This is a genomic window from Paraburkholderia kururiensis JCM 10599 = LMG 19447, assembly GCF_003986935.1.
GTDB classification, from domain to species: Bacteria; Pseudomonadota; Gammaproteobacteria; order Burkholderiales; family Burkholderiaceae; genus Paraburkholderia; species Paraburkholderia kururiensis.
Genome location: NZ_RJZE01000017.1, coordinates 17138 through 40659, shown reverse-complemented (window position 1 = coordinate 40659; position 23522 = coordinate 17138). Strand labels below are relative to the sequence as shown.

General features: G+C 64.1%; 22 protein-coding genes. 20 read left to right on the top strand and 2 right to left on the bottom strand.

Going from position 1 to position 23522, the window contains the following annotated elements; genetic code table 11:
- Positions 1-72: 72 nt before the first annotated feature.
- From PKKP23_RS20625 to PKKP23_RS20610, 4 genes are all read left to right on the top strand, one after another.
- Positions 73-621: an ATP-binding protein gene (locus PKKP23_RS20625; protein ID WP_240659075.1), complete on the top strand. Its 549-nt coding sequence runs from the start codon at positions 73-75 to the stop codon at positions 619-621.
- Between the two features lie 165 nt (positions 622-786).
- Entirely contained in the window at positions 787-2064 is a 1278-nt protein-coding gene (locus PKKP23_RS20620) for an efflux RND transporter periplasmic adaptor subunit (protein WP_161978124.1), read from the top strand.
- A gap of 15 nt (positions 2065-2079) precedes the next feature.
- Positions 2080-5187 (top strand): efflux RND transporter permease subunit, encoded by a 3108-nt coding sequence (locus PKKP23_RS20615; protein WP_126878231.1) that lies wholly within the window; start codon positions 2080-2082, stop codon positions 5185-5187.
- Between the two features lie 13 nt (positions 5188-5200).
- On the top strand, positions 5201-6670 hold the full coding sequence (locus PKKP23_RS20610; RefSeq protein ID WP_126878230.1) for an efflux transporter outer membrane subunit: 1470 nt from the start codon (positions 5201-5203) through the stop codon (positions 6668-6670).
- Between the two features lie 248 nt (positions 6671-6918).
- Here the strand turns inward: PKKP23_RS20610 and PKKP23_RS20600 are convergent, their stop codons facing one another.
- The gene (locus PKKP23_RS20600; protein WP_126878228.1) at positions 6919-7710 is read right to left on the bottom strand and encodes a GntR family transcriptional regulator; all 792 of its coding nucleotides are present in this window, start codon (positions 7708-7710) and stop codon (positions 6919-6921) included.
- Positions 7707-9401: a sigma-54-dependent Fis family transcriptional regulator gene (locus PKKP23_RS20595; protein WP_126878301.1), complete on the bottom strand. Its 1695-nt coding sequence runs from the start codon at positions 9399-9401 to the stop codon at positions 7707-7709. Before PKKP23_RS20595 ends, PKKP23_RS20600 begins: the two co-directional genes overlap by 4 nt.
- A gap of 299 nt (positions 9402-9700) precedes the next feature.
- Here PKKP23_RS20595 and PKKP23_RS20590 point away from each other — a divergent pair, with 299 nt between their 5' ends.
- From PKKP23_RS20590 to PKKP23_RS20515, 16 genes are all read left to right on the top strand, one after another.
- Positions 9701-9958 carry a phenol hydroxylase subunit gene (locus tag PKKP23_RS20590; RefSeq protein WP_126878227.1) on the top strand — a complete coding sequence of 86 codons (258 nt, stop codon included), beginning with the start codon at positions 9701-9703 and terminating at the stop codon, positions 9956-9958.
- Positions 9955-10950 carry an aromatic/alkene monooxygenase hydroxylase subunit beta gene (locus PKKP23_RS20585; RefSeq protein ID WP_126878226.1) on the top strand — a complete coding sequence of 332 codons (996 nt, stop codon included), beginning with the start codon at positions 9955-9957 and terminating at the stop codon, positions 10948-10950. Before PKKP23_RS20590 ends, PKKP23_RS20585 begins: the two co-directional genes overlap by 4 nt.
- A gap of 63 nt (positions 10951-11013) precedes the next feature.
- Positions 11014-11283: an MmoB/DmpM family protein gene (locus PKKP23_RS20580; protein WP_017775855.1), complete on the top strand. Its 270-nt coding sequence runs from the start codon at positions 11014-11016 to the stop codon at positions 11281-11283.
- A 37-nt stretch (positions 11284-11320) separates the two neighbouring features.
- Positions 11321-12868 carry an aromatic/alkene/methane monooxygenase hydroxylase/oxygenase subunit alpha gene (locus tag PKKP23_RS20575; protein WP_017775856.1) on the top strand — a complete coding sequence of 516 codons (1548 nt, stop codon included), beginning with the start codon at positions 11321-11323 and terminating at the stop codon, positions 12866-12868.
- 16 nt (positions 12869-12884) lie between these two features.
- Positions 12885-13235, top strand: a complete 351-nt coding sequence (locus PKKP23_RS20570) for a phenol hydroxylase subunit P4 (protein ID WP_017775857.1) — start codon at positions 12885-12887, stop codon at positions 13233-13235.
- Positions 13236-13270: 35 nt separating this feature from the next.
- On the top strand, positions 13271-14347 hold the full coding sequence (locus PKKP23_RS20565) for an NADH:ubiquinone reductase (Na(+)-transporting) subunit F (protein WP_126878225.1): 1077 nt from the start codon (positions 13271-13273) through the stop codon (positions 14345-14347).
- A 1-nt stretch (position 14348) separates the two neighbouring features.
- On the top strand, positions 14349-14705 hold the full coding sequence (locus tag PKKP23_RS20560; protein ID WP_126878224.1) for a 2Fe-2S iron-sulfur cluster-binding protein: 357 nt from the start codon (positions 14349-14351) through the stop codon (positions 14703-14705).
- A gap of 22 nt (positions 14706-14727) precedes the next feature.
- A complete protein-coding gene (locus PKKP23_RS20555) occupies positions 14728-15672 on the top strand; it encodes a catechol 2,3-dioxygenase (RefSeq protein WP_126878223.1) in 945 nt (314 codons plus the stop codon).
- A 91-nt stretch (positions 15673-15763) separates the two neighbouring features.
- Positions 15764-17281: a 2-hydroxymuconic semialdehyde dehydrogenase gene (locus PKKP23_RS20550; protein ID WP_205703010.1), complete on the top strand. Its 1518-nt coding sequence runs from the start codon at positions 15764-15766 to the stop codon at positions 17279-17281.
- 37 nt (positions 17282-17318) lie between these two features.
- The gene (gene dmpE, locus PKKP23_RS20545) at positions 17319-18101 is read left to right on the top strand and encodes a 2-oxopent-4-enoate hydratase (RefSeq protein ID WP_126878222.1); all 783 of its coding nucleotides are present in this window, start codon (positions 17319-17321) and stop codon (positions 18099-18101) included.
- Positions 18102-18130: 29 nt separating this feature from the next.
- Positions 18131-19054 (top strand): acetaldehyde dehydrogenase (acetylating), encoded by a 924-nt coding sequence (locus PKKP23_RS20540; protein ID WP_017775863.1) that lies wholly within the window; start codon positions 18131-18133, stop codon positions 19052-19054.
- Between the two features lie 55 nt (positions 19055-19109).
- Positions 19110-20156 carry a 4-hydroxy-2-oxovalerate aldolase gene (dmpG, locus tag PKKP23_RS20535; protein ID WP_042301710.1) on the top strand — a complete coding sequence of 349 codons (1047 nt, stop codon included), beginning with the start codon at positions 19110-19112 and terminating at the stop codon, positions 20154-20156.
- The gene (gene dmpH / locus PKKP23_RS20530; protein ID WP_126878221.1) at positions 20153-20941 is read left to right on the top strand and encodes a 2-oxo-3-hexenedioate decarboxylase; all 789 of its coding nucleotides are present in this window, start codon (positions 20153-20155) and stop codon (positions 20939-20941) included. Before dmpG ends, dmpH begins: the two co-directional genes overlap by 4 nt.
- Before the next feature lie 13 nt (positions 20942-20954).
- Positions 20955-21146, top strand: coding sequence for a 2-hydroxymuconate tautomerase (locus PKKP23_RS20525; protein ID WP_017775866.1), 192 nt, complete (start codon positions 20955-20957; stop codon positions 21144-21146).
- Between the two features lie 56 nt (positions 21147-21202).
- Entirely contained in the window at positions 21203-22051 is an 849-nt protein-coding gene (locus tag PKKP23_RS20520) for an alpha/beta fold hydrolase (protein ID WP_126878220.1), read from the top strand.
- Between the two features lie 76 nt (positions 22052-22127).
- Positions 22128-23507 carry an OmpP1/FadL family transporter gene (locus PKKP23_RS20515; RefSeq protein ID WP_026121675.1) on the top strand — a complete coding sequence of 460 codons (1380 nt, stop codon included), beginning with the start codon at positions 22128-22130 and terminating at the stop codon, positions 23505-23507.
- Positions 23508-23522 lie beyond the last annotated feature (15 nt).

Sequence of the window (23522 nt, the reverse complement as noted above, 5' to 3'; positions counted from 1 at the left end):
ACGAATAGGCAAAAGAATTTTCATAACTTCGAGGATTATGATAGGAAATTGCGCTTACCTTGTTCATCCCCCTTGATCGATTCCAATATCGAGGAATGCGAGCGGCTGCAGCGCATGATCGAGACGATGCTCTTCATTGCGCGAGCCGATCACGCGAAAGAGCCCTTGAAAATAGGGGTATTGGACTGCCAGGGCGAGTTTTCGAGACTCGCGTCCTACTTCGACGCCGTGGCCGAAGACAAGCGCGTGCGCCTCGTCATGGACGGCACGCTCCCCATTCCGGCCGACCCGACCATGTTTCGCCGCGCCATGAGCAATCTGCTCTCCAACGCGCTCGATCACGCCGACGCGGAATCGGAGATCGCCATTCGCGCGTATCGCGCGAACGCGTACGTGGCCGTGGAGGTGACGAATCACGGCGCAACCATTCCGCCCGGCCATCTCGACAAGGTCTTCGACCGCTTCTACCGCGTCAATCCCGCGCGCGAACAGTCCGCGAAAAACATGGGGCTCGGGCTCGCCATCGTGAAGTCGATCATGGAATCGCATCGCGGCAGAGTGGACGTGATGAGCGCGGCCGGTCGCACCACCTTCACGCTCTACTTCCCCGTCGTCGTCTAACGCCGCGTCGGCACCACGAAGCCGACGCGCGCCTTCGCGGATGTCAAAGATGACATCCCGCAGTCACCTGATAATCAGTCGCGCCTGACCAGAATGGCTCCGGTAATGACCGAGGCAAAACGCGTTGCATCGCGCGTACGCCTCATCCATCTATCGAGAGCATCCGTGAAAAATTCGAAACGCAGGCGTATTGCCTTATCGGCCGGTGCAGCCGCCGTCGTGGCCCTCATCGGCGTGGTGGTCTTGCATGGGCACGCGCCCACCGCCGCAGCAGCGACCCAGCCGCCGGCCACACCGTCACCGGCAAATGAGGCACCTGCTGTGCCTGACACGGTGCAGGTTTCCGCCGACGCGCTCAACAACATGAACCTGCACCTCGCAACGGCCGAGCTTCGCCCAGGCGTGCACACCGTCACCGCGACCGGCGTGGTCAGCTTCGACACGACACGCGTCGCACAAGTCAGCGCAGCATCCAAAGGACGGATCGAAGCCCTCGACGTCGCCGTGGGCGACCGCGTTCACGCGGGCCAGCAACTCGCGGCGCTGGACGAGTTCGATCTGAGCGACGTGCGCGGCCAGATCGCCAGCGCGCAGGCCGCCGTGGCGGACGCGAAGGCGGCGGCCACCACGGCGCAAGCGGCCCTCGCGCGAGCCCCCGCACTGGTGGCGGCGGGCGGTCTCGCACAAAGCGAACTGGAGCGCCGGCGCGCCGCAGCGGTCAGCGCCGAAGCCATGCTGCGCTCGCGCGAGGCGGACCTGCAGAAGTGGATGGCCATGAGACAGCGGCTGATGCCCATCGGCGCAGGCACGATGCAAGGCCGGCGAAGCGGCGCCCTCGCGCAAATGAGCCCGCGCGATTCCCTGGGAGCCCTGATTGCGCCGTTCGATGGCGTCGTGACGAGCGTGGGCGTCGCAGTGGGCGACATGGTGGAGACCTCGGCACCCGTTGTTACGCTGGCCGACCCGTCCACGGTATGGGTGGTGGCGAACGTACCGGAACGCGAGGCCGCGAGCGTGCGGCCAGGCGAGACAGCGACGGTTCGCTTCGACGCGTACGCGGGGCGCACGTTCAGCGGCCGCGTGGCCGATGTCGCGAGCCAGGCCGATGCCGCCACCGGCACGGTCGCCGTGCGATGCGAATTACCGAATGCGGACGGTGCCCTGCGAGCCAACATGTTCGGCACGGTGGCGATTGCCGCGCCGCTTGATCACGCTGCCGTGCTCGTGCCCGAGACCGCGCTTCAGGACGTGAATGGCCAGACCGCCGTGTTCGTGCCCGCGGGCAAGGGGCGTTTCGCGTGGCGTGCCGTGCGGGCTGGCGAAACATCGAATGGCATGACGGAAATCGTGAGCGGCGTGGCGAGCGGAACGCCCGTTGTCGCGGACGGCAGCTATTGGTTGAAGGCGGCGTTGCTGCAAGGCGCCATTCCGGACGAAGGCTAGAGCGGGGCGAAGACCATGATGACCAAGATCGTGAATGCGGCGCTTCGCAACCGCGCCGTCGTACTGATTCTGGTGGCCGCGATGGTCGGCATCGGCATCGTCTGCATGCAGCGGCTGCCGTTCGATGCCGAACCGGACATCTCGCCCATTCAGGTGCTGGTGACCACCCAGGCCGCGGGCCTCGCACCCGTGGACGTGGAGCGTTCCATCACGTCGCCGGTGGAACTGGCGCTTCAAGGGTTGCCGGGCATGCAGGGCCTGCGGTCCATTTCGCGCTACGGCCTCTCGGTCGTCTACGTGCGTTTCGCCGATGGCACCGACATTCATCTCGACCGCAATCTGGTGGCCGAGCGGCTGCAGACGCTGCAGCTTCCACCCGGCACGAATACGCCTCAAATGGGCCCGTTGTCGGATGGCCTGAGCGAGATCTACCAGTTTCGCGTCCATGGTCGAGGCCAGTCGCTCATGACACTGCGCACGCTGCTCGACTGGCAGATCGCGCCGAAGCTTCGCGAAGTGGAAGGCGTGGTCGACGTCAACGTGAACGGAGGCGAACTCAAGACCTACGAGGTACAGGTGCTGGACGATGCGCTCACCCGCTATGGCCTCTCGATCAGCGACGTCTTCAACGCCGTGCAGATGAACAACGGTGCGACCGGAGGCGCGACGATCGAACACAATGGCGGCGAGTCCATCATTCGCGGCGAGGGGCTGCTGCGCGACACGGCGGATATCGGCAACATCGTGCTGCGTACGGGGCAGGGCGGCACGCCGCTTTACGTGCGCGACGTGGCGCACGTCACCGAAGCGCCCATGCCGCGCCTCGGCGCGGTCACGCATGACGGCAAGGGCGAGGCCGTGGTCGGCGTCGTGCTGATGGGACTGGGGCAGAACACGCGCGTCGTCGCGCAACGCGTGCAGCAGGCTATCGCCGCGATCAACAAGACCTTGCCGCATGGCGTGGAAATCACGCCGTACTACAACCGCGCGGATCTGATGAACCGCGTGCTCGACACGGTTGCGCACAACATGGTGGAAGGCGCCGTGCTCGTGATCGCCGTGCTGCTTCTGCTGCTGGGCAACGTGCGCGCGGGGTTGGTGGTGGCGTCGGCGATTCCGTTGTCGATGCTGGCTGCGGCCATTGCGATGTACTGCGCCGGCATGTCGGGCAACCTCATGAGCCTCGGCGCCATCGACTTCGGACTGCTGGTGGACGGCGCGGTGGTCACCATCGAGAACGTCGTCAGACGCCGTTCGCTTGCGCCGGACGGCCCGATGCTGCCCGTGGTGCGCGAGGCGGCCGGTGAAGTGGCGAGGCCCGTGACGTTCGCGGTCCTCATCATTACCGCCGTGTATCTGCCCGTGCTGAGTCTTCAGGGCATCGAAGGCAAGATGTTCCGCCCCATGGCCATGACTGTGATCTTCGCGCTGATTGCGTCGCTCGTGCTCACGCTCACGTTGATGCCCGTACTCGCCAGCTTCCTGTTGCGCGGCAGGATCGCCGAACACGAGAGCCGCATTGTGGGCTGGGCGAGACAACGCTACGAGCCGATGCTGGCAACCGCCACGCGCCATCCCGTGCTTACCATCGGTGTTGCGCTGGCGCTGCTGGCTGCCGCGTGCGCCGCAGGCACGCGCCTGGGTGCGGAATTCCTGCCGCACCTGGAAGAAGGCGCGTTGACGGTGACGACCACCAAGCTGCCCGGCATCTCGGTGCCCTCGGCCGTACAGGCGCAGACGATGGTGGAGCGCACGCTGATGCGCTTTCCCGAAGTGCAGTCCGCGGTCACGCTGGGCGGTAGTTCGGAAATTCCCACGGACCCGATGGGCGTGGAGCAAAGCGACACCTTCATCATGCTCAAGCCCAGGTCCGCCTGGAAGACCGCGCAGAGCCAGGACGGCCTGGTGGCGGCCTACTCGGACGCGCTCGATCGCGCTGTGCCGGGGCTCACCTTGAGCTGGGACCAGCCTATCCAGATGCGCATGGACGACCTGCTTGCAGGCGTGCAGGCCGACGTGGCCATCATGGTTCACGGCAACGACCTCGACACGCTGCACGACACGGCGGAGCGCATCGCGGCCATCGTGTCGCGCGTGCCGGGCGCCGCCGATGTAGAAGCGCAGCAGACCATTGGCCAGCCTTATCTGCGCATCGTCGTGAATCGCGAGGCGGTGGCGCGCTACGGCCTGAATGCGTCGCAGGTACTGGATCTCGTGCAGTCGCTGGGTGGCCGAACCGTTGGCCAGATCGTGGACGGAGAAGGGCGGTTCGACGTGCGCGTGCGCCTGCAGTCTCAGGATCGCGACGACGTAGCGCGTATCGGCGACCTGCGCGTGAGCGACGGCGCTGGCCACGCCGTGCCGCTTTCCGAAGTGGCCGACATCCGCATGGAGCCCGGTCCGTCCACCATCGAACGCGAGGACGGGCAGCGCGTGATCATGGTGCAGGCCAACGTGCGGGGCCGCGATCTCGCCGGTTTCGTGACCGCTGCGCAGCACGCGGTGGACACGCAGTTGAAGCTGCCGCCCGGCTACACCGTGTCGTGGGGCGGCAGCTTCAAGAATCTGCAGGAAGCGATGGCGCGCCTCTATGTCGTGGTGCCCGTCGCGCTGACTGCCATCTACGTGCTGCTTTACCTGATGTTCAACAGCGCGAGTCTCGCCGCACTGATCTTCTTCAACGTGCCGTTCGCGGCCATCGGCGGAATCTTTGCGCTGTGGCTGCGCGGCCTGCCGTTCAGCATTTCCGCGGCGGTCGGCTTCATCGCGCTGTTCGGCATTGCCGTGCTCAACGGTGTGGTGCTGGTGAGCTACATCGTCGAAAAACGTTCGGAGGGACTCAGCGCGGTAGCCGCCGCGAAGCAGGCTGCATTGACACGGCTGCGGCCGGTCCTGATGACCGCAACCGTGGCGAGCCTCGGCTTCCTGCCGATGGCCTTTTCGACGAGTTCCGGCGCGGAAGTGCAACGTCCGCTTGCCACCGTCGTGATCGGCGGCCTGGTTTCCGCGACGCTGCTCACGCTGCTCGTGTTGCCGTCCGTCTACCCGTGGTTCGACCGACTCGGAAAGACGACGCGCACGAGTGCGCCGCAAGAGACGAACGAGCCGCAATTCGCAGAGTGATCAGGGGACAACCGTGTACGCATTGAAACGTATCAGCCTGCTGCTGCCGCTCGTGTTGGCCGCCTGCGCGGTGGGGCCCGACTTCCGGCAGCCCGACGCACCGGGCAACGCGGGTTACGCACGGTCGCCGTTGCCGCCCATGACGGACGGCGCCGCGCCGCAACGCTTCGTGAGCGGCGGCGACGTATCTGGCGAGTGGTGGACGCTTTTTCAGTCTCACACGCTCGATGCATTGGTTGAGCGCGGCCTGCAGGCAAGCCCGACCGTGGCCGCGGCGCAGGCCGCGCTGACGGCCGCGCAGGAAAACGTGCTCGCGCAACGCGGCTCGCTCTTTCCCGCCATCGGCCTCGATGCATCGGGCAGCCGCAACGAGACTTCCACGGCAAGCCTCGCGCCGGTCGCAGCAAACAATCAGCGCATCTATTCGCTCTATACGGGCGAACTCACGGTGTCCTATTCGCTGGACGCGTTCGGCTTGAACCGCCGCATGATCGAGTCCGCGGCGGCGCAGGCCGACAACCAGCGCTTCGAACTCGAAGCGGCGCGTGTGACGTTGAGCACGAACATCGTGCTCGGCGCGATCAATCAGGCCGCGCTGCGCGATCAGATCGGCGCGCAGCAGGCGGTGATCGCCGCAGACACTTCGCTCGTCGATATCGTTCAACGCCAGCATGCGGCAGGAGAAGCATCGCAGGCCGACGTGCTGCAGCAGGAGACGGCGTTGGCGCAGGCCCAGGCTGCTTTGCCGCCGCTCCAGAAGCAGCTCGCGTTGCAGCGCGACGCGCTGGTCGCGCTCGTTGGCGGGTATCCGAACGAGGACGTCGCCGCCGGTTTCGAGTTGTCCTCACTGCATTTGCCGGAGGATCTTCCGGTCAGCGTGCCGTCGAAGCTCGTCGAACAGCGGCCCGATATTCTCGCGGCGGCTGCGGCGCTGCATGCGGCGAGCGCGCAGGTGGGCGTGGCGATTGCGAACCGCCTGCCGCAAATTTCGCTGACGGCTGCGCTCGGCACCTCGCCCAACGCCGTGGCCAATGCGTTCACACCGTACAACCAGTTCTTCAACGTGATCGGCAAGGTTGCTCAGCCGCTCTTTCAGGGCGGGGCGCTGCTGCACCGCCAGCGCGCAGCCCAGGCGGCCTTCGTCGAGGCCTCTGCGCAGTATCGGTCCACGGTCATCAACGCGTTTCAGAACGTGGCGGACGTGCTGCAAAGCGTGCAGGCCGATGCCCGCACGTTGCAGGCCGCGCTTGCCGCCGCCGATGCCGCATCGCGCAGTCTCGCGATTGCTCGCGTGCAACTGCAATCCGGGGAGGCGTCGAGTTTGTCGGTGTGGGTTGCGCAACAGGCGAGCGAAGCGACGCGCATGGCCGCCATCCAGGCGCGGGCCGCACGTTTCGCGGATACGGCGGCGCTGTTTCAGGCCGTGGGTGGCGGATGGTGGAACCAGACGGAGCGAGCGCCTGCGGCGGCGCCGCGTGGGTGATGGCTCGTTTGACTGGCGTTTATGACTTTGAGGCGGTATATGAAATCGATTGTTCCTGCTTTGCTGATCACGGCCGGCCTGGCCGCCTGTGCATCCTCTCAAGACTCCGCAGCCGCTGCGCATCTGAACGGCACGCGTGTGGTCGATTTCGCCGGCAGTACATGCGGCAACCCGAACATGCACGTGAAGATGCCGGTGTGTCTCTTTCCACGGGTGCGGCCCTGACAAACATAAGCGCATGGACTGCATCAGAGGTCGAATGGAAGCGTGCCTGCCGGGGCTTTTTTCACGATGTTCAGGGTCGTGCTGATGTGGTCTTCCAGCGCGAGTGCCGCGCGCGCGTCGGCGCGTTGCATGGCCGCTTCGAAAATCCGTAGATGCTCTTCGTGCACGTCGCGATGCGAATCTTCGAGCCCGATGCAGACGCGGCGGTAACGTTCGCCGTGCTGAGACAGGATGCGCAGCACCAGATAAGTCCATGGCGACGCCGCCGCTGAGATCAGTTCCTCGTGGAAGCGGCGGTTATGGACTTCCCAGGCGGGCCGGTTCTCCACCGAAACGGGTTGTTCGAAACCGGAAAGCAGGTCGAAGCTTTGGCGCACACGCTGCTCCCAGGCCCCGTCGCCGCGGCGTACGGATTCGCGCAATGCGTCCACTTCGATATGGATGCGCAGACGCGTAATGTCTTCGAGGTCGGCGAGCGACATCGGCATGACGCGGAATCCGCGCTGGCCTTCGGCCACCACGAGCGCGTCGCTGACGAGCCGCGTGAGCGCTTCGCGCAGCGTGCCGGCGCCCACGCCGTAGACGTCCTTCAGATGCTCCACGCGCAGCTTCGTGCGCGGCGGATAGCGGCCTTCGATAATGTGCTGGCGCAACTGGTGATAAGCCTGCTCGCCCAGGGTACGGGCATGTGCGCCGTTGGCTTCGTCTGCGAGCGTCTGCATGCCGGCCGCGCCGGTCGCGCCGGCATCGGCGGTCGGCATGGCGTCGATCGCGAAAGCGAGGCTGAGCGGATGCACCGGATCGGTTGTATTCACGATTGCTGATTCTCCTTGTCATGATCCCGGCTCAGGCGATAGCTGAGCTGAGGCCGCGTGAGTCCGAGCATGCGCGCGGCGGCGGAAAGATTGCCGTCCGCGCGGTCCACCGCCTCGCGCAGCAACGCACGTTCAAGACCGTCCAGCCCTGCGCCCGAGTTCTGCAACTGTTCGAGCAGCGCCCGGCAGTCTACCGGGAGCGCATGGCCTTCGGTAATGAGCCCGCGCCGGTCCACGGACGCGCCTGCCGGCAGCGTGATGCCTGGGAACAGGTCTCTCGCCTCGATCTCGCGGTTGGGCCTCGACAGAATCACCGCACGCTCCACGAGATTCTCCAGTTCGCGCACGTTGCCAGGCCACGCGTGATTGCGCAGCGCCTCGCAGGCGTGATCGGTCAACTTGGGTGCCGGCTTGCCGTGCAGCCGCGCAAAACGTTCCAGCATGGTTCGTGCCAGTGCTTCGATGTCGCCCTGGCGCTCGCGCAGCGGCGGGATGACGACAGGGTAGACGTTGATGCGGTAGTACAGGTCGGCGCGAAAGCGGCCCTCCTGCACGGCGCGGCCCAGGTCCTGGTTCGTAGCGGCGACGAGGCGCACGTCGATGCGGCGGCCCTGTGTCGAGCCCAGGCGTTCGATTTCGCTCTCCTGGATGGCGCGTAGCAGCTTCGCCTGCACGTCCATGGGCAACTCGCCGATTTCGTCGAGAAAGAGCGTGCCGCCTTCGGCGCGCTCGAAGCGGCCCGCGCGCGCGGCCTGAGAGCCCGTGTATGCGCCTTTCTCCGCGCCGAACAGTTCGGATTCGATAAGCGCATGCGGAATCGCCGCACAGTTGACGGCGACGAATGGTTTGTCGGCGCGAGGACTCAGGGCATGCAGCGCGCGGGCGAAGCGTTCCTTGCCCACGCCCGTTTCGCCAGTGAGCAGCACGGTGACTTTTGTCGGCGCCGCAGTCTGCAGCAGTTCGTAGGCATGCCGAAACGCTTCGGACTGGCCGGTCAATTCCGTGCGATTCGCATCCGGCTCGATCTCGAGCCGCAGCGACTCCACCTCGGTTTGCAGGCTCTGGAGGGTGTTGAGCAGCGACTCGGCCTTGAACCACGACCCAAGCTCTTCAGCGTCGTCCCACTCCTCGAGCGGCTTGCCCTCGATCAGGCAATGTGCGTCGCCCTTGCACGTGCATGCCGTTTCGCGAAACAGGATGGTGCGGCCCATGAACGCGCTCGTGTACCCCGACGCGTAGCCGATCAGCATCCAGCACACGGGCTCCGTTTGCAGGCCGAAGTGTCGCCGGTGGACTTCGGCTTCCCACGAATGCTCCCACCTGAATTCGCCTGCAAAGCGCCCGGTTTCGATATCGACGTCGAAGCGTACCGGCGCGACCTGCGCCGCACCTTCGAGCATGTGGAGTTGCGGGCCGACGGCGAACATGTCGTAGAGCGATGCATTGCCGCGTATTTCGCGCGCAAGCACGGCATCGCGCTCGCCTGCGGCAAACCCGGCGCGCGTGAAATAGCGGCGCGTGGGCGCGGGCCCGACGCTTTCCATCATCTCCTTCCTCAAGGCGCCCAGCGCGGCCGCGTGGATCAGCACCATGCGCTGGTCGCCGAGCCAGATGCGCCCGTCGGCAGCCGAAAAATGAATCAGCCGCCGCAGGTCGGCGTCGGAGGGAAAGGGAGCGGGTTGGGGCGGCATCATGTCTCCTTCGTCGAGATTTTCCTCTTTCCTCGCCACGAGGCAGCGGAAAGGGCGACGATTTCACGATTTCATCAATTGCGCGGAAAGGCCTTCATCAAAACATAAGACAGCCATGCAAATCAATGTCTTGAGTGCTGCGGGAAGGCACTTTCCAGGCCGGGTTAACCTTGATTGTGGGGTGTTGGGCGCGATCCGTTCGTCAGTGTTTTCCCTCGATTATCGAGATTTTTGGGTATTCGGGCACTCGCGTGGCATGGAGGCTGCATGAATGGCCGGGCATGAAGGAGACACGCGCCATGACCAGACATCCGGTAGCCGGACCTCCGGCACTCGGGCAGGAAGACAACGACGCATTCGACCCGACGCGCAGGTTCGTCAGGGTCACGGGCATCAACCGGCGGGGATTCGTGGAGTTCGAATTTTCCGTCGGCATACCTGAGCTTTGCGTCGAACTGATGTTGCCGCGCGCCGCGTTCGAAGAGTTCTGCATTGCGCAGAACGTCGTGCGGCTCACGGCAGAAGGCGAACCCATGACCAGCAGGAGCAGGCAGTGACGATCGATCTGAAAACAGTGGACATCAAGCCGCTGCGGCACACGTATGCGCACGTCGCGCAATACATCGGCGGCGACAAGACGGCTTCGCGCTATCAGGAAGGCACCATGGGCGCGCAGCCCGCGGTGAATTTCCATTACCGGCCCACGTGGGATCCGGCGCACGAGCTGTTCGACAGTGCGCGTACCGAGATTCGTATGGAGAACTGGTACGCGTTGAAAGACCCGCGTCAGTTCTACTACGCATCCTGGACGATGACGCGCGCCCGTCAGCAGGACACGATGGAGTCGAACTTCGAATTCGTCGAGTCGCGCGGCATGTTCGACCTCATACCGGAAACCCTCGCTGCGCAGGCGTTGCGTGTGCTCGTGCCTTTGCGTCACGTTGCGTGGGGCGGCAACATGAACAACTCGCAGATCTGCGCCGTGGGCTACGGCACAGCGTTCACCGCCCCGTCCATGTTTCACGCCATGGACAACCTGGGTGTCGCGCAGTATCTGACGCGGCTCGCGCTGTCCATGTCCGGTCCGGAAGTGCTCGACGAGGCCAAAGACGCCTGGATGAACGACCCCGTCTGGCAGACGCTGCGTCGCTACGTCGAAGACACGCTTGTTCTCGCGGACCCGGTGGAGCTTTACGTGGCGCAGAACGTCGCGCTGGACGGCCTGCTGTACCCGCTTGTCTACGACCGCTTCATCGACGGACACGTGGCACTTGCCGGCGGCAGCGCGGTGGCCATGCTCACCTCGTTCATGCCGGAGTGGCACGACGAATCCGCACGCTGGATCGACGCGGTGGTGAAGACGATGGCCGCCGAATCGGAAGACAACAAGGCGTTGCTGACCCAATGGGTGCGCACCTGGGAAGCGCAGGCCGCCGCAGCGCTGCTGCCGGTTGCCGAACTGGCCTTCCCGGGCAGCGGCCACAGCGCGCTCGACGAGGTGCGCCAGCAACTGCGCACGCGGCTCGCGAAGCTTGGTATCGAGCCTTGACGTTGCCGTGCGACGAACTCGCCGTCAGCCACTCACCGAACGCCCCTAATTCAGGAACATTCCATGTCCAACGTATTCATCGCCTTTCAGGCCAATGAGGAATCCAGACAGATCGTCGAGGCCATCCTTGCGGACAACCCCAGTGCCGTCGCCGTGGAATCTCCCGGCATGGTCAAGATCGATGCGCCCGGGCGCCTCACCATCCGCCGCGAAACCATCGAGAACCTGACCGGCGCACGCTTCAACCTGCAGCAGCTGCATGTGAACCTCATCACGTTGTCAGGCCATATCGACGAAGACGACGATGAGTTGACGCTGAGCTGGAAACACTAAACGACAGAGCATCGAATCGAGAGGGAAGGAGACACGAATGGACACGCCCGTACTGAAAAAGAAACTCGGCCTGAAGGACCGCTACGCGGCCATGACCCGCGGCCTTGGCTGGGAAACGTCGTATCAGCCCATGGAGAAGGTGTTCCCGTACGATCAGTACGAGGGCATCAAGATTCACGACTGGGACAAATGGGTGGACCCGTTCCGCCTCACCATGGACGCCTACTGGAAGTACCAGGGCGAGAAGGAAAAGAAGCTGTATGCCGTGATCGACGCGTTCACGCAGAACAACGCCTTTCTGGGCGTAACCGATGCGCGCTACATCAACGCGCTCAAGCTCTTCATTCAGGGCGTGACGCCGCTCGAGTACTACGCGCACCGCGGCTTCGCTCACGTTGGCCGCCATTTCACCGGTGAAGGTGCGCGGGTGGCGTGCCAGATGCAGTCCATCGACGAACTGCGTCACTACCAGACCGAAACGCACGCCATGTCGACGTACAACCGGTTCTTCAACGGCATGCATCACTCGAACCACTGGTTCGATCGCGTCTGGTACCTCTCCGTGCCGAAGTCGTTCTTCGAAGATGCCTGCACGGCCGGGCCGTTCGAGTTCCTCACGGCGGTGAGCTTCTCGTTCGAGTACGTGCTGACCAATCTGCTCTTCGTGCCGTTCATGTCGGGCGCGGCCTACAACGGCGACATGTCCACGGTGACGTTCGGGTTTTCGGCGCAGTCCGACGAGTCGCGCCACATGACGCTTGGCATCGAATGCATCAAGTTCATGCTCGAGCAGGACCCGGGCAACGTGCCCATCGTGCAGCGCTGGATCGACAAATGGTTCTGGCGCGGCTACCGGCTGCTCACGCTGGTCGCAATGATGATGGACTACATGCAGCCCAAGCGCGTCATGAGCTGGAAAGAGGCCTGGGAGATGTACGCCGAGCAGAACGGCGGCGCACTGTTCCGCGACCTCGCGCGCTACGGCATTCGCGAGCCGAAGGGCTGGAAAGACGCCTGCGAAGGCAAAGACCACATCAGCCACCAGGCATGGGCCACGTTTTACAGCTTCGGAGCGGCGGCGCCGTTCCACACGTGGTTGCCGCGCGAAGACGAGATGACGTGGCTTGCCGCGAAGTATCCCGAGAGTTTCGATGCGCTCTACCGGCCGCGCTTCGAACACTGGCGCGAGCGTGCGCAGGCCGATGAGCGCTTCTACGTGAAGACGCTGCCCATGCTGTGCCAGACCTGCCAGATTCCGATGCTGTTCACCGAGCCCGGCAACGCAAAGAAGCTTTGCGCGCGCGAGTCCGACTACCTCGGCAACCGCTATCACTTCTGCAGCGACCACTGCAAAGAGATCTTCGATCACGAGCCCGAGAAGTACGTGCAGTCGTGGCTGCCCGTGCATCAGATCTACCAGGGGCATTGCTTCAAGCCCGGCACGGACCCTACGGTGGAGGGCTTCGATCCGCTCGCGGCCGTGCTCGATTACTACGAGGTCAGCGAACACGACAACAAGGACTTCGAAGGTTCGGAAGACCAGAAAAATTTCGCAGCCTGGCGCGGCCAGGCTACGGGCAACTGACCGGCAGGAGGCAGCCATGACTATCGTTGCGCTCAAACCCTATAGCTTTGCCCCGCAGGACACGGTGGAGAAATTCCCGGCGCCGCTGCTGTATGTGGCCTGGGAAGATCACCTCATGTTCCCCGCGCCGTTCTGCCTGCCTGTGCCGCCGCAAACGCCCTTCGGGGCGCTCGCCGCGCAGATTCTGCCGGGCATCTACGGCTACCACCCGGACTTCGCGAAGATCGACTGGAGCCAGGTTCAGTGGTTCAAGTCAGGCAAGCCGTTTCAGCCTGACAGCGCGAAGACGCTGGCGGAAAACGGCATTGGCCACAAGGACCTGATCCGCTTTCGCACGCCCGGATTGACTGGCATTAGCGGCTCGTGAGCGGCCTCACCTGAAGTCTTGACGTATTCATCATCATGAGCCATCAACTGACCATCGAGCCTCTTGGCGCCACCATCGAAGTCGAGGAAGGACAGACGATTCTCGACGCCGCGCTGCGCCAGGGAATCTATATCCCGCACGCCTGCGGTCATGGGCTGTGCGGCACGTGCAAGGTCGAGATCCTCGACGGAGAGGCTGATCTGGGCGACGCCAACCCGTTTGCCCTGATGGACTTCGAACGCGAGGAGCGCAAAGCACTGGCCTGTTGTGCCACGCTCACCAGCGACGCTGTGATCGAAGCCGACGTGGAAGAAGATCCGGATGCCGAAGTGATTCCGGTGAAAGACTTCACCGCCGAAGTGTCGCGTATCGTCCAGCTCACGCCGACCATCAAGGCGATTTATCTGCGGCTCGACGACGCGTTTCACTTCCAGGCGGGCCAATACGTGCAGCTCGAGATTCCGGGCCTGCATCAAAGCCGTGCGTTTTCCGTCGCGAATGCACCGGCCGACGTTGCAGCCACCGGCGAAATCGAACTGAACGTGCGGCAGGTTCCCGGCGGCGTCGGCACGGCTTATCTGCACGAGCAACTGGCGGTGGGCGACCGGGTGACGTTGTCCGGCCCTTACGGCCGCTTCTTCGTGCGCAAGTCGGCACACGTGCCCATGATCTTCATGGCGGGCGGTTCGGGGCTGTCGAGTCCACGCTCGATGATTCTCGATCTGCTGCAAGGCGGAGCGACCGAGCCCATCACGTTGGTCTACGGTCAGCGCAATGCGGCCGAACTGTACTACGACGACGCGTTTCGCGAACTGGCCCGGCAGTACCCGAACTTCCGCTATGTGCCGGCTTTATCGGAAGGCGGGGCAGGAGCGGGGATGCAGACGCACGGCGCCGTGGCGCATGGCTTCGTCCACGAAGCGGCGAAGGTGCATTTCGACAACAACTTCGCGGGGCACAAGGCGTACCTCTGCGGGCCGCCCGCCATGATCGACGCGTGCATCACGACGCTCATGCAAGGGCGGCTCTTCGAAGGCGACATCTACCACGAGAAGTTCATTTCGGCGGCCGATGTACAGCAGGTTCGCAGCCCGCTCTTCAGGAACGTCTGACATGAACGCGAGCGAGCCGAAGGTTGCCGTCACCCTCACGCAGACAGGCGAGCACTACCCCTGCGCCGTGGACGAGTCGCTGCTTGCGGGCATGGCGCGCCTGGGGCGCCGGGGCATTCCTGTCGGCTGCCTGAACGGCGGCTGCGGCGTGTGCAAGGTGCGCGTGCTGCGCGGCGAAGTGCGCAAGCTGGGGCCAGTCAGCCGGGCGCATGTGAGCGTGGAGGAAGAGGAGGCCGGCTACTCGCTGGCTTGCCGGATCGCCCCGCAAGGGGACGTCGAACTGGAAGTGGCCGGCAAGATGCAAAAGCCGTTTTTCAGGGGATTCGCCTGCGAGGCATCCCGTAGTGGTACCGACTAGACAGGAACGGAGGAGAGACACCATGGGTGTGATGCGAATCGGCCATGCCAACCTGCGGGTAATGGACATGGATGCGGCGCTCAGGCACTACCAGAACGTGCTGGGCCTGAAGGAGACTTACCGCGATAACGCGGGCAACGTGTACCTGAAGTGTTGGGACGAATGGGACAAGTATTCGCTCATTCTGAGCCCGTCCGATCACGCGGGCCTGAACCACGTAGCCTACAAGGTGGAGAACGACGCCGATCTGGACGTGTTGAAGGAACGCATCGAGGCCTACGGCATTCGCACGCAGATGCTGCCCGAAGGCACGCTGCCCGCCACGGGCCGCATGCTGCAGTTCAACCTGCCGAGCGGCCACGACCTGCGCCTCTACGCACACAAGGAGCAAGTGGGAACGGACGTCGGATCGCTCAACCCCGATCCGTGGCCTGACGACATCAAGGGCTCCGGCGTTCACTGGCTCGACCACTGTCTGCTCATGTGCGAACTCAACCCGGAAGCGGGCATCAACCGCGTGGCCGAGAACACGCAGTTCATGAAAGAGTGTCTCGACTTCCACCTGGCGGAGCAGGTGATGGTGGGACCGGGCAACAGCATTCAGGCGGCAACGTGGCTGTTCCGCAGCTCGACGCCGCATGACATCGCGTTCGTGGGCGGACCGACGAACGGTCTGCACCACATCGCGTTCTTCCTCGACGACTGGGCCGACGTGTTGAAGTCAGCAGACGTCATGGCGAAAAACAAGGTGAAGATCGACGTAGCGCCTACGCGTCACGGCATCACGCGCGGCACGACCATCTACTTCTTCGACCCGAGCGGCAACCGCAACGAGACCTTCGCGGGACTCGGCTACATGGCGCAGCCAGACCGTCCCGTCACCACGTGGACCGAAGACCACCTTGGCCGCGGCATCTTCTTCCATTCAGGTGAGCTAAACGAGGCCTTCACGAGCGTCTACACCTGAGGGCATCGCGCCGCTGCCGGAGCCCGTTGTTTCCGGCAGCGGCCAATCTTCCGGTTTCACGAACGAACACGAACACATTGCATAAACGATCATGCTGACGACAGAACCCAAGGCCGCGTCGCACGGTGCGAGCGCAGCCACCGCCGATGGCGGCATCCCACTGATCCGAAACTTCATCGACGGCGAGTATCTGGACGGTACGCGCTGGTTCGACAAGCGCTCGCCGCTCAATCACGTCGTGATCGCCCGCGTGGCGGAAGCGGGCCGCGAGCAGGTGGATGCCGCGGTGCAGGCCGCACGCGCGGCCTTGCACGGGCCGTGGGGCACGATGACCGTGAATGAACGCGTAGACGTGCTCTACGCGCTGGCCGACGGCATCAACCGCCGCTTCGACGACTTTCTCGCCGCGGAAGTGGCCGACACCGGCAAGCCGATGAGCCTTGCGCGGCACATCGATATTCCGCGCGGTGCGGCGAACTTCAGGGTCTTCGCCGACGTGGTGAAGAACGTGCCCACGGAGTTTTTCGAAATGTCCACGCCGGACGGCGCGGGCGCAATCAACTACGCCATGCGCCGCCCCGTTGGCGTGGTGGGTGTGATCTGCCCGTGGAATCTGCCGCTGTTGCTCATGACGTGGAAGGTAGGGCCCGCGCTCGCCTGCGGCAACACGGTGGTGGTAAAGCCTTCGGAAGAAACGCCGCAAACGGCGGCGTTGCTCGGTGAAGTCATGAATGCGGCCGGCGTGCCGCGGGGCGTCTACAACGTCGTGCACGGTTTCGGACCCGGTTCCGCAGGCGAGTTTCTGACCACACATCCGGGCGTCAACGCCATCACCTTTACCGGCGAGACGCGCACGGGCGCGGCCATTATGAAAGCCGCCGCGGACGGTGCACGGCCGGTGAGCCTCGAGATGGGCGGCAAAAACGCGGCCATCGTGTTCGCCGACTGCGATTTCGATGCGGCCGTGGAAGGCACGTTGCGTTCGTGCTTCGCGAACGCCGGGCAGGTGTGTCTTGGCACCGAACGCGTTTATGTGGAGCGGCCCATCTTCGAGAAGTTCGTGGCGGCCCTCAAGGCCGGTGCCGAAGCGCTGCGCATCGGCTTGCCCGACGACCCGGCGACGGGTCTTGGACCGCTCATCAGCGAAGAGCATCGCCGCAAGGTGCTGTCGTACTACGCGAAGGCCGCCGAACTGGGCGCGACCGTCGTGACGGGCGGTGGCGTACCCGACATGCCAGGCAACCTGAAAGAGGGGGCCTGGGTGCAGCCCACGCTCTGGACCGGTCTGGGCGACGATTCGCCCATCGCCCGCGAAGAAATCTTCGGCCCGTGTGCGCTCATCATGCCATTCGATTCCGAACAGGAAGTGATTCGGCGTGCCAATGACAATCCGTACGGACTCGCCACGGCGATATGGACCACGCACCTTTCGCGCGCGCATCGCGTGGCGGCTTCCATCGAGGTGGGCATCGCGTGGGTCAACTCGTGGTTCCTGCGCGACTTGCGCACACCGTTCGGCGGCGCGAAGCAGTCGGGCATCGGCCGGGAAGGCGGTGTGCATTCGCTTGAGTTCTATACGGAGCTCAAAAACGTGTGCGTCAAGCTGTGACGCACGCAATTTGATCAACCTGCCACCAGGAAGATTCATGGAATCCACGTTGATTGCCGAGCTTGGCGACAGGCTCTACGGTGCGTTGAACGCGCGCGAAACGATTGCGCCGCTGACCGATAGTTATCCCGACATGTCCATCGACGACGCCTATCACGTCCAGCAGCGCATGGTGCAGCGCCGGCTGGACGCCAGGGAAACGGTCGTGGGCAAGAAGATCGGTGTGACGTCGAAGGCGGTCATGGACATGCTCGGCGTCTATCAGCCCGACTTCGGTTATCTGCTCTCGGGCATGGTGTATGGCGAGGGCGAGAGCATTGCCGTGAACACGCTGATCCAGCCCAAGGCCGAAGGCGAGATTGCCTTCGTGTTGAAGAAAGACTTGCTTGGCCCCGGCATCACCAACGCGATGGTGCTGGCCGCAACCGAATGCGTGATGCCGTGTTTCGAGATAGTCGATTCACGCATTCGCGACTGGAAGATCCGCATTCAGGACACCGTAGCGGATAACGCATCGTGCGGTGTGTTCGTGCTCGGCGATCGCGCGGTCTCCGCACGTGCCGTGGATCTCTCGACCTGCGGCATGGTGCTGGAAAAGAACGGCGAGGTGATCGGCACCGGCGCAGGCGCGGCGGCGCTCGGCTCGCCCGTCAACGCCGTCGCCTGGCTCGCCAACACGCTCGGGCGCCTCGGCATTCCGCTCAAGGCCGGCGAAGTCGTGCTCTCCGGCGCACTAGCCGCCATGGCGCCCGTCAAGGCCGGCGACAACTTTCGCCTTTCGCTTGGCGGCATCGGCGCGTGCTCGGTGCGCTTCGGCTGAACCTCATCGTCATTCAAAGGACATTTCCCATGACACAGAAAATCCGTTGCGCGTTGATTGGCCCGGGCAACATCGGTACGGACCTGCTCGCGAAACTGCAGCGCAGCCCGGTGCTGGAGCCCGTCTGGATGGTGGGCATCGACCCCGACTCCGACGGACTCAAGCGGGCCCGAGAACTGGGCATCAAGACCACGGCAGAGGGCGTGGACGGGCTGCTGCCGCACGTGAAGGCCGACAACGTACAGATCGCCTTCGACGCCACGAGCGCCTACGTGCATGCCGAAAACAGCCGCAAGCTCAACGAACTCGGCGTGATGATGATCGACCTCACGCCGGCGGCCATTGGTCCGTACTGCGTGCCGCCCGTCAATCTCAAGGAACACATCGGCAAACGCGAGATGAACGTCAACATGGTGACGTGCGGCGGCCAGGCCACCATTCCGATGGTGTATGCCGTCTCGCGCGTGCAGCCGGTGGATTACGCGGAGATCATCGCGACCGTGTCGTCGCGCTCAGCCGGGCCGGGCACGCGCAAGAACATCGACGAGTTCACGCGCACCACGGCAGCGGCGGTAGCGCGCGTGGGCGGCGCAAGGCAGGGCAAGGCGATCATCGTCATCAATCCGGCGGATCCGCCGCTCATCATGCGCGACACCGTCCACTGCCTGACGGCGGACGCGCCCGACGAAGCGCGCATCACCGACTCCATTCTCGCGATGATCGAAGAGGTGCAGCGCTACGTGCCCGGCTACCGGCTCGTGAACGGGCCCGTGTTCGACGGCCGGCGCGTGTCCGTCTATCTGGAGGTGGCAGGACTTGGCGACTACCTGCCGCGCTACGCGGGCAATCTCGACATCATGACCGCGGCGGCCGCGCGCACGGCCGAGATGTTCGCCGAAGAACTGCTTGCTGGTCGCATCACGCTTGCGCCCGTGGAAAGCGCGGCTGCCTGATCACGGCCATTCACGGCCCGCACGCATTCGAACATCGCTGAATAAAGGAAACGCCATGAATCTCAAAGGCAAGCGCATTACCGTGCACGACATGACGCTGCGCGACGGTATGCACCCGAAGCGCCATCAAATGACGCTCGACCAGATGCGCAGCATCGCCCAGGGTCTGGACGACGCCGGCGTGCCGCTCATCGAAGTCACGCACGGCGACGGCCTGGGCGGGTCGTCGGTGAACTACGGCTTCCCCGCTCACACGGACGAGGAATATCTCGGCGCCGTGATTCCGCTGCTCAAACGCGCGAAGGTCTCGGCACTGCTGCTGCCGGGCATCGGCACCGTCGATCATCTGAAGATGGCGCACGGACTCGGCGTGCACACCATTCGCGTGGCAACGCACTGCACCGAAGCCGACGTGTCGGAGCAGCACATCACGCTCGCCCGCAAGCTGGACATGGACACCGTGGGCTTCCTGATGATGAGTCACATGAACAGTCCCGAAGGCCTCGTGAAGCAGGCGAAGCTGATGGAAGGGTATGGCGCGAACTGCATCTACATCACGGACTCGGCGGGCTACATGCTGCCCGAAGACGTCAAGGTGCGTCTCACCGCCGTGCGCGATGCGTTGAAGCCCGAAACGGAGCTGGGCTTTCACGGCCACCACAACCTCGCGATGGGCGTGGCGAATTCGCTTGCTGCAATCGAATGCGGCGCAAGCCGTATCGACGGTGCCGCCGCAGGGCTCGGCGCGGGCGCGGGCAATACGCCGCTCGAAGTGTTCGTCGCCGTGTGCGACCGCATGGGCATCGAAACCGGCGTGGACGTCTGGAAGATTCAGGACGTGGCCGAAGATCTCGTGGTGCCCATGATGGATTTCCCCATTCGCATCGACCGCGATTCGCTCACGCTCGGCTACGCCGGCGTGTACGGCTCGTTCCTGCTGTTCGCCAAACGCGCGGGCGAGAAGTACGGCATCCCGGCGCGCGACATCCTCGTCGAACTGGGCCGACGCGGCATGGTGGGCGGCCAGGAAGACATGATCGAAGACACCGCGCTCACGCTGAAGAAAGCGCGCGAACAGGCCGCCCGCAAGGAAGCCGCATGAACCTGCCCATCGACACCATTCAATCGCTCGCGGCGCACCTCGACGAGTGCGCCCTTCATGCGCGCGACACCGTGAAGATCACGGACACCTGGCCCACCATGGACTGGGACGACGCCTACGCCGTGCAGGACGTCTTGCGACAACGACACATGGCGCGCGGCGCACGGCTCGTGGGTTACAAGGCCGGCCTGACCTCGCACGCGAAGATGCGCCAGATGGGCGTGGAAACGCCCGTGTTCGGCTATCTCATGGACACGTTCGCCATCGAAGACGGCGGTGTCTGCCGCGCAAGCGAACTCATTCACCCGAAGGTGGAGCCGGAAATCGCCTTCGTTACGCGCGCGGAACTGAAAGGGCCGGGCTGCCACATCGGCAACGTACTGGCAGCAACGGACTTCGTTCTGCCTGGCATCGAAGTGATCGACAGCCGTTACCGCGACTTCAAGTTCGACCTGAAGAGCGTGGTGGCCGACAACACGTCGGCCGCACGCTTTGTCGTGGGCGGCCAGCCGCTTGCGGTGGAAGGCGTGGACTTGCGCACCATCGGCATCGTCATGGAAAAGAACGGGCAGCCGGTTTCGTTCGGCGCGGGCGCTGCCGTGCTCGGGCATCCGGCCGCGGCCATTGCCATGCTCGCTAACCATCTCGGGGCTCGCGGCGAATCGATTCCCGCGGGCAGCCTGATTCTTTCCGGCGGCATCACGGAAGCGGTGGCCGTGGAAGCCGGCGACAACATCACATTGCGCGTCCAGGGGATGGGTTCCACCGGACTGCGCTTCATCTGACAAGGAGGCCATCGTGCCGATTGCCCAGCTTTATATCCTGGAAGGCCGCGACGAAGAGAAGAAGGAGCGGCTGATCGCCGAGGTCAGCGAAGCGATTCATCGCGCCATCGATGCGCCGCTCGAATCGGTGCGCGTCATCATCGTCGAAATGCCGAAGGAGCACTTCGGCATTGGCGGGCAGAGCGCGAAAAAGCGCGGACGCTGATCACGAGGCGCCGCGTTGCGTGCGGCGCCCATTCCTCTCTCTTGCCGGACTCCTCCATGCAGACCCAACCTCAAGCCGCAAAAAGCATTGTTGCCAACGGCATACGCACCCATTACCACGACATGGGCGAAGGGCCCGTGGTCCTGCTGATTCACGGCTCGGGGCCCGGTGTCACGGCCTTGGCGAACTGGCGGCTCACCATGCCGGCGCTGGCGAAGCGGTTTCGTGTGATCGCCCCCGACATGGTGGGATTCGGCGACACGGAACGCCCGGCGGGCTACCGCTACTCGATGGAAAACTGGGTAGCACACCTGATCGGGCTGCTCGACGCATTGGGCGTGGAGCGCGCGCACGTGGTGGGCAACTCGTTCGGCGGCGCACTCGCGCTCGCCCTGACTGTCGAGGCACCCCAGCGCGTAGGCCGGCTCGTGCTGATGGGAAGCGCAGGCACGCCGTTTCGCATCACGGAGGGGCTGGATGCCGTGTGGGGCTATACGCCCTCGATTGAAAACATGCGCGCGCTACTCGACGTCTTCGCCTATGACAGGTCGCTCGTGAACGACGACCTGGCGAAGTTGCGCTACGAAGCGAGCGTGCAGCCGGGTTATCAGGAGTCGTTCGCCAACATGTTCCCGGCGCCGCGCCAGCGGTGGGTGGATGCGCTCGCAAGCCCGGAGCAGGCAATTCGTGCCATTTCGCACGAAACGCTGATCGTTCACGGCCGCGAAGACAAGGTCATTCCGCTCACTTCTTCGCTGCGGCTCGCGGAGCTGATTCCCCGTGCGCAGCTTCACGTGTTCGGCCAATGCGGTCACTGGACGCAGATCGAGCACGCCGCCCGCTTCAACCGCCTCGTGACGGATCATTTCAGCGAAGCGAGCGCATCGCCTTCGGAGGCCGCGTAGTCGACAGCCCGGAGCACAGTGGTGAGTAGCATCCGTAGTATTACGTATTACTAAATATAGACATAAGGAGACAGATGTGAAAGGCAATGGCATCCGTGTAGCGGTCGCGCTATGCATGGCGGTGTGGGCGGGCCGTTCGATGGCGACGGACGTATTCAACCTGGAAGGCTTCGGTCCTGTCTCGCGCGCCATGGGCGGAAGCGGCGTGGCGTACAACGTGGGTCCGGCCGCGATGATGCTGAACCCGGCCACGCTCGGCCTGATGAGCGACGGGCGATATGTCGATCTGGGCCTCGACATCGTCACGACCGACATCAAGGCCACTAATACGGCCACCGGCGAAACAGCGACATCGGGCAATCACGGCAACAACAACGGCCCGTATTTCGCGCCCGAGACGGCGTTCGTCTACCGCCACGGTCGCTATGCATTCGGCGTAGGCGCGTTTGCGGAAGGGGGGCTGGGCACCCAGTTCGGCGGCAGCAGTTTTCTGTCACGCACTACCACCAACGGCATCGATACCGGCTTCGACAATTTCTCGCGTCTGCTCGTGTTGCGCATTCCGTTCGCCCTCTCGTACGACGTGACGGACAAACTGACGGTGGGCGGTTCGCTGGACGCGGTCTGGACCTCGCTGAACCTCGGCATGTTGCTGGACGCCTCGCAGATCGGCACGCTCGCGGCGCAGCGCCGTGCCTCGGGCACGCTGCTTCCCACACTGGCCAGCGTGCCCGGACTCTCGGGCGGCTACATTAATTTCTCGCACAACGGCATAGTGGGGGGCGGCGCCGACGCCTGGGGAATAGGCGGCAAGCTGGGCCTTACGTATCGGCTCACGCCGGACACGGTGCTGGGCATGGCATACAACTTCAAGACGCACGTGGGTGATCTGGGCGGCCATGCAACATTGTCCGCCGTGAGTTCCGTTGCCGGGAATATTCCGCTCTCGGGCGAAGTAACGGTCCACAACTTCGAGATGCCGGCGCAGTTCACGGCGGGCATCAGCCACCGCTTCAACGAGCACTGGAGCGTTTCGGCCGACTACCAGCGCGTGTTCCTCGCCAGTGTGATGAAGGACATCAACGTGACCTTCGTGCAGTCGGGCACCGGGGCGAACCTCAATCTGTCGTTGCCGCAGAATTATCGCGACATCAACGTGTTCGCGATTGGCGCGGAATACCGCTACAACGCGAGCCTCGCGTTCCGCGCGGGCTTCCACTACGCGCAGGAGGCCATTCCGAACAACACGCTGTTCGCGGTGATACCGGCCATTCCCACCACGAGCCTGACGGGCGGCGTCTCGTATGCGTTCGGCAAGAACGATCAGGTGGATTTCGCGCTGTCGTATGCGTTGCAGAAGACCTTGACGAATGCGAGCCAGCCGAACACATCCGTGCCGATCAAGGTGACTCACTCGCAGCTCAACGCGGCAATGGCCTGGCAAAAGCGGTTCTGAAGCACAGCGCCGCCT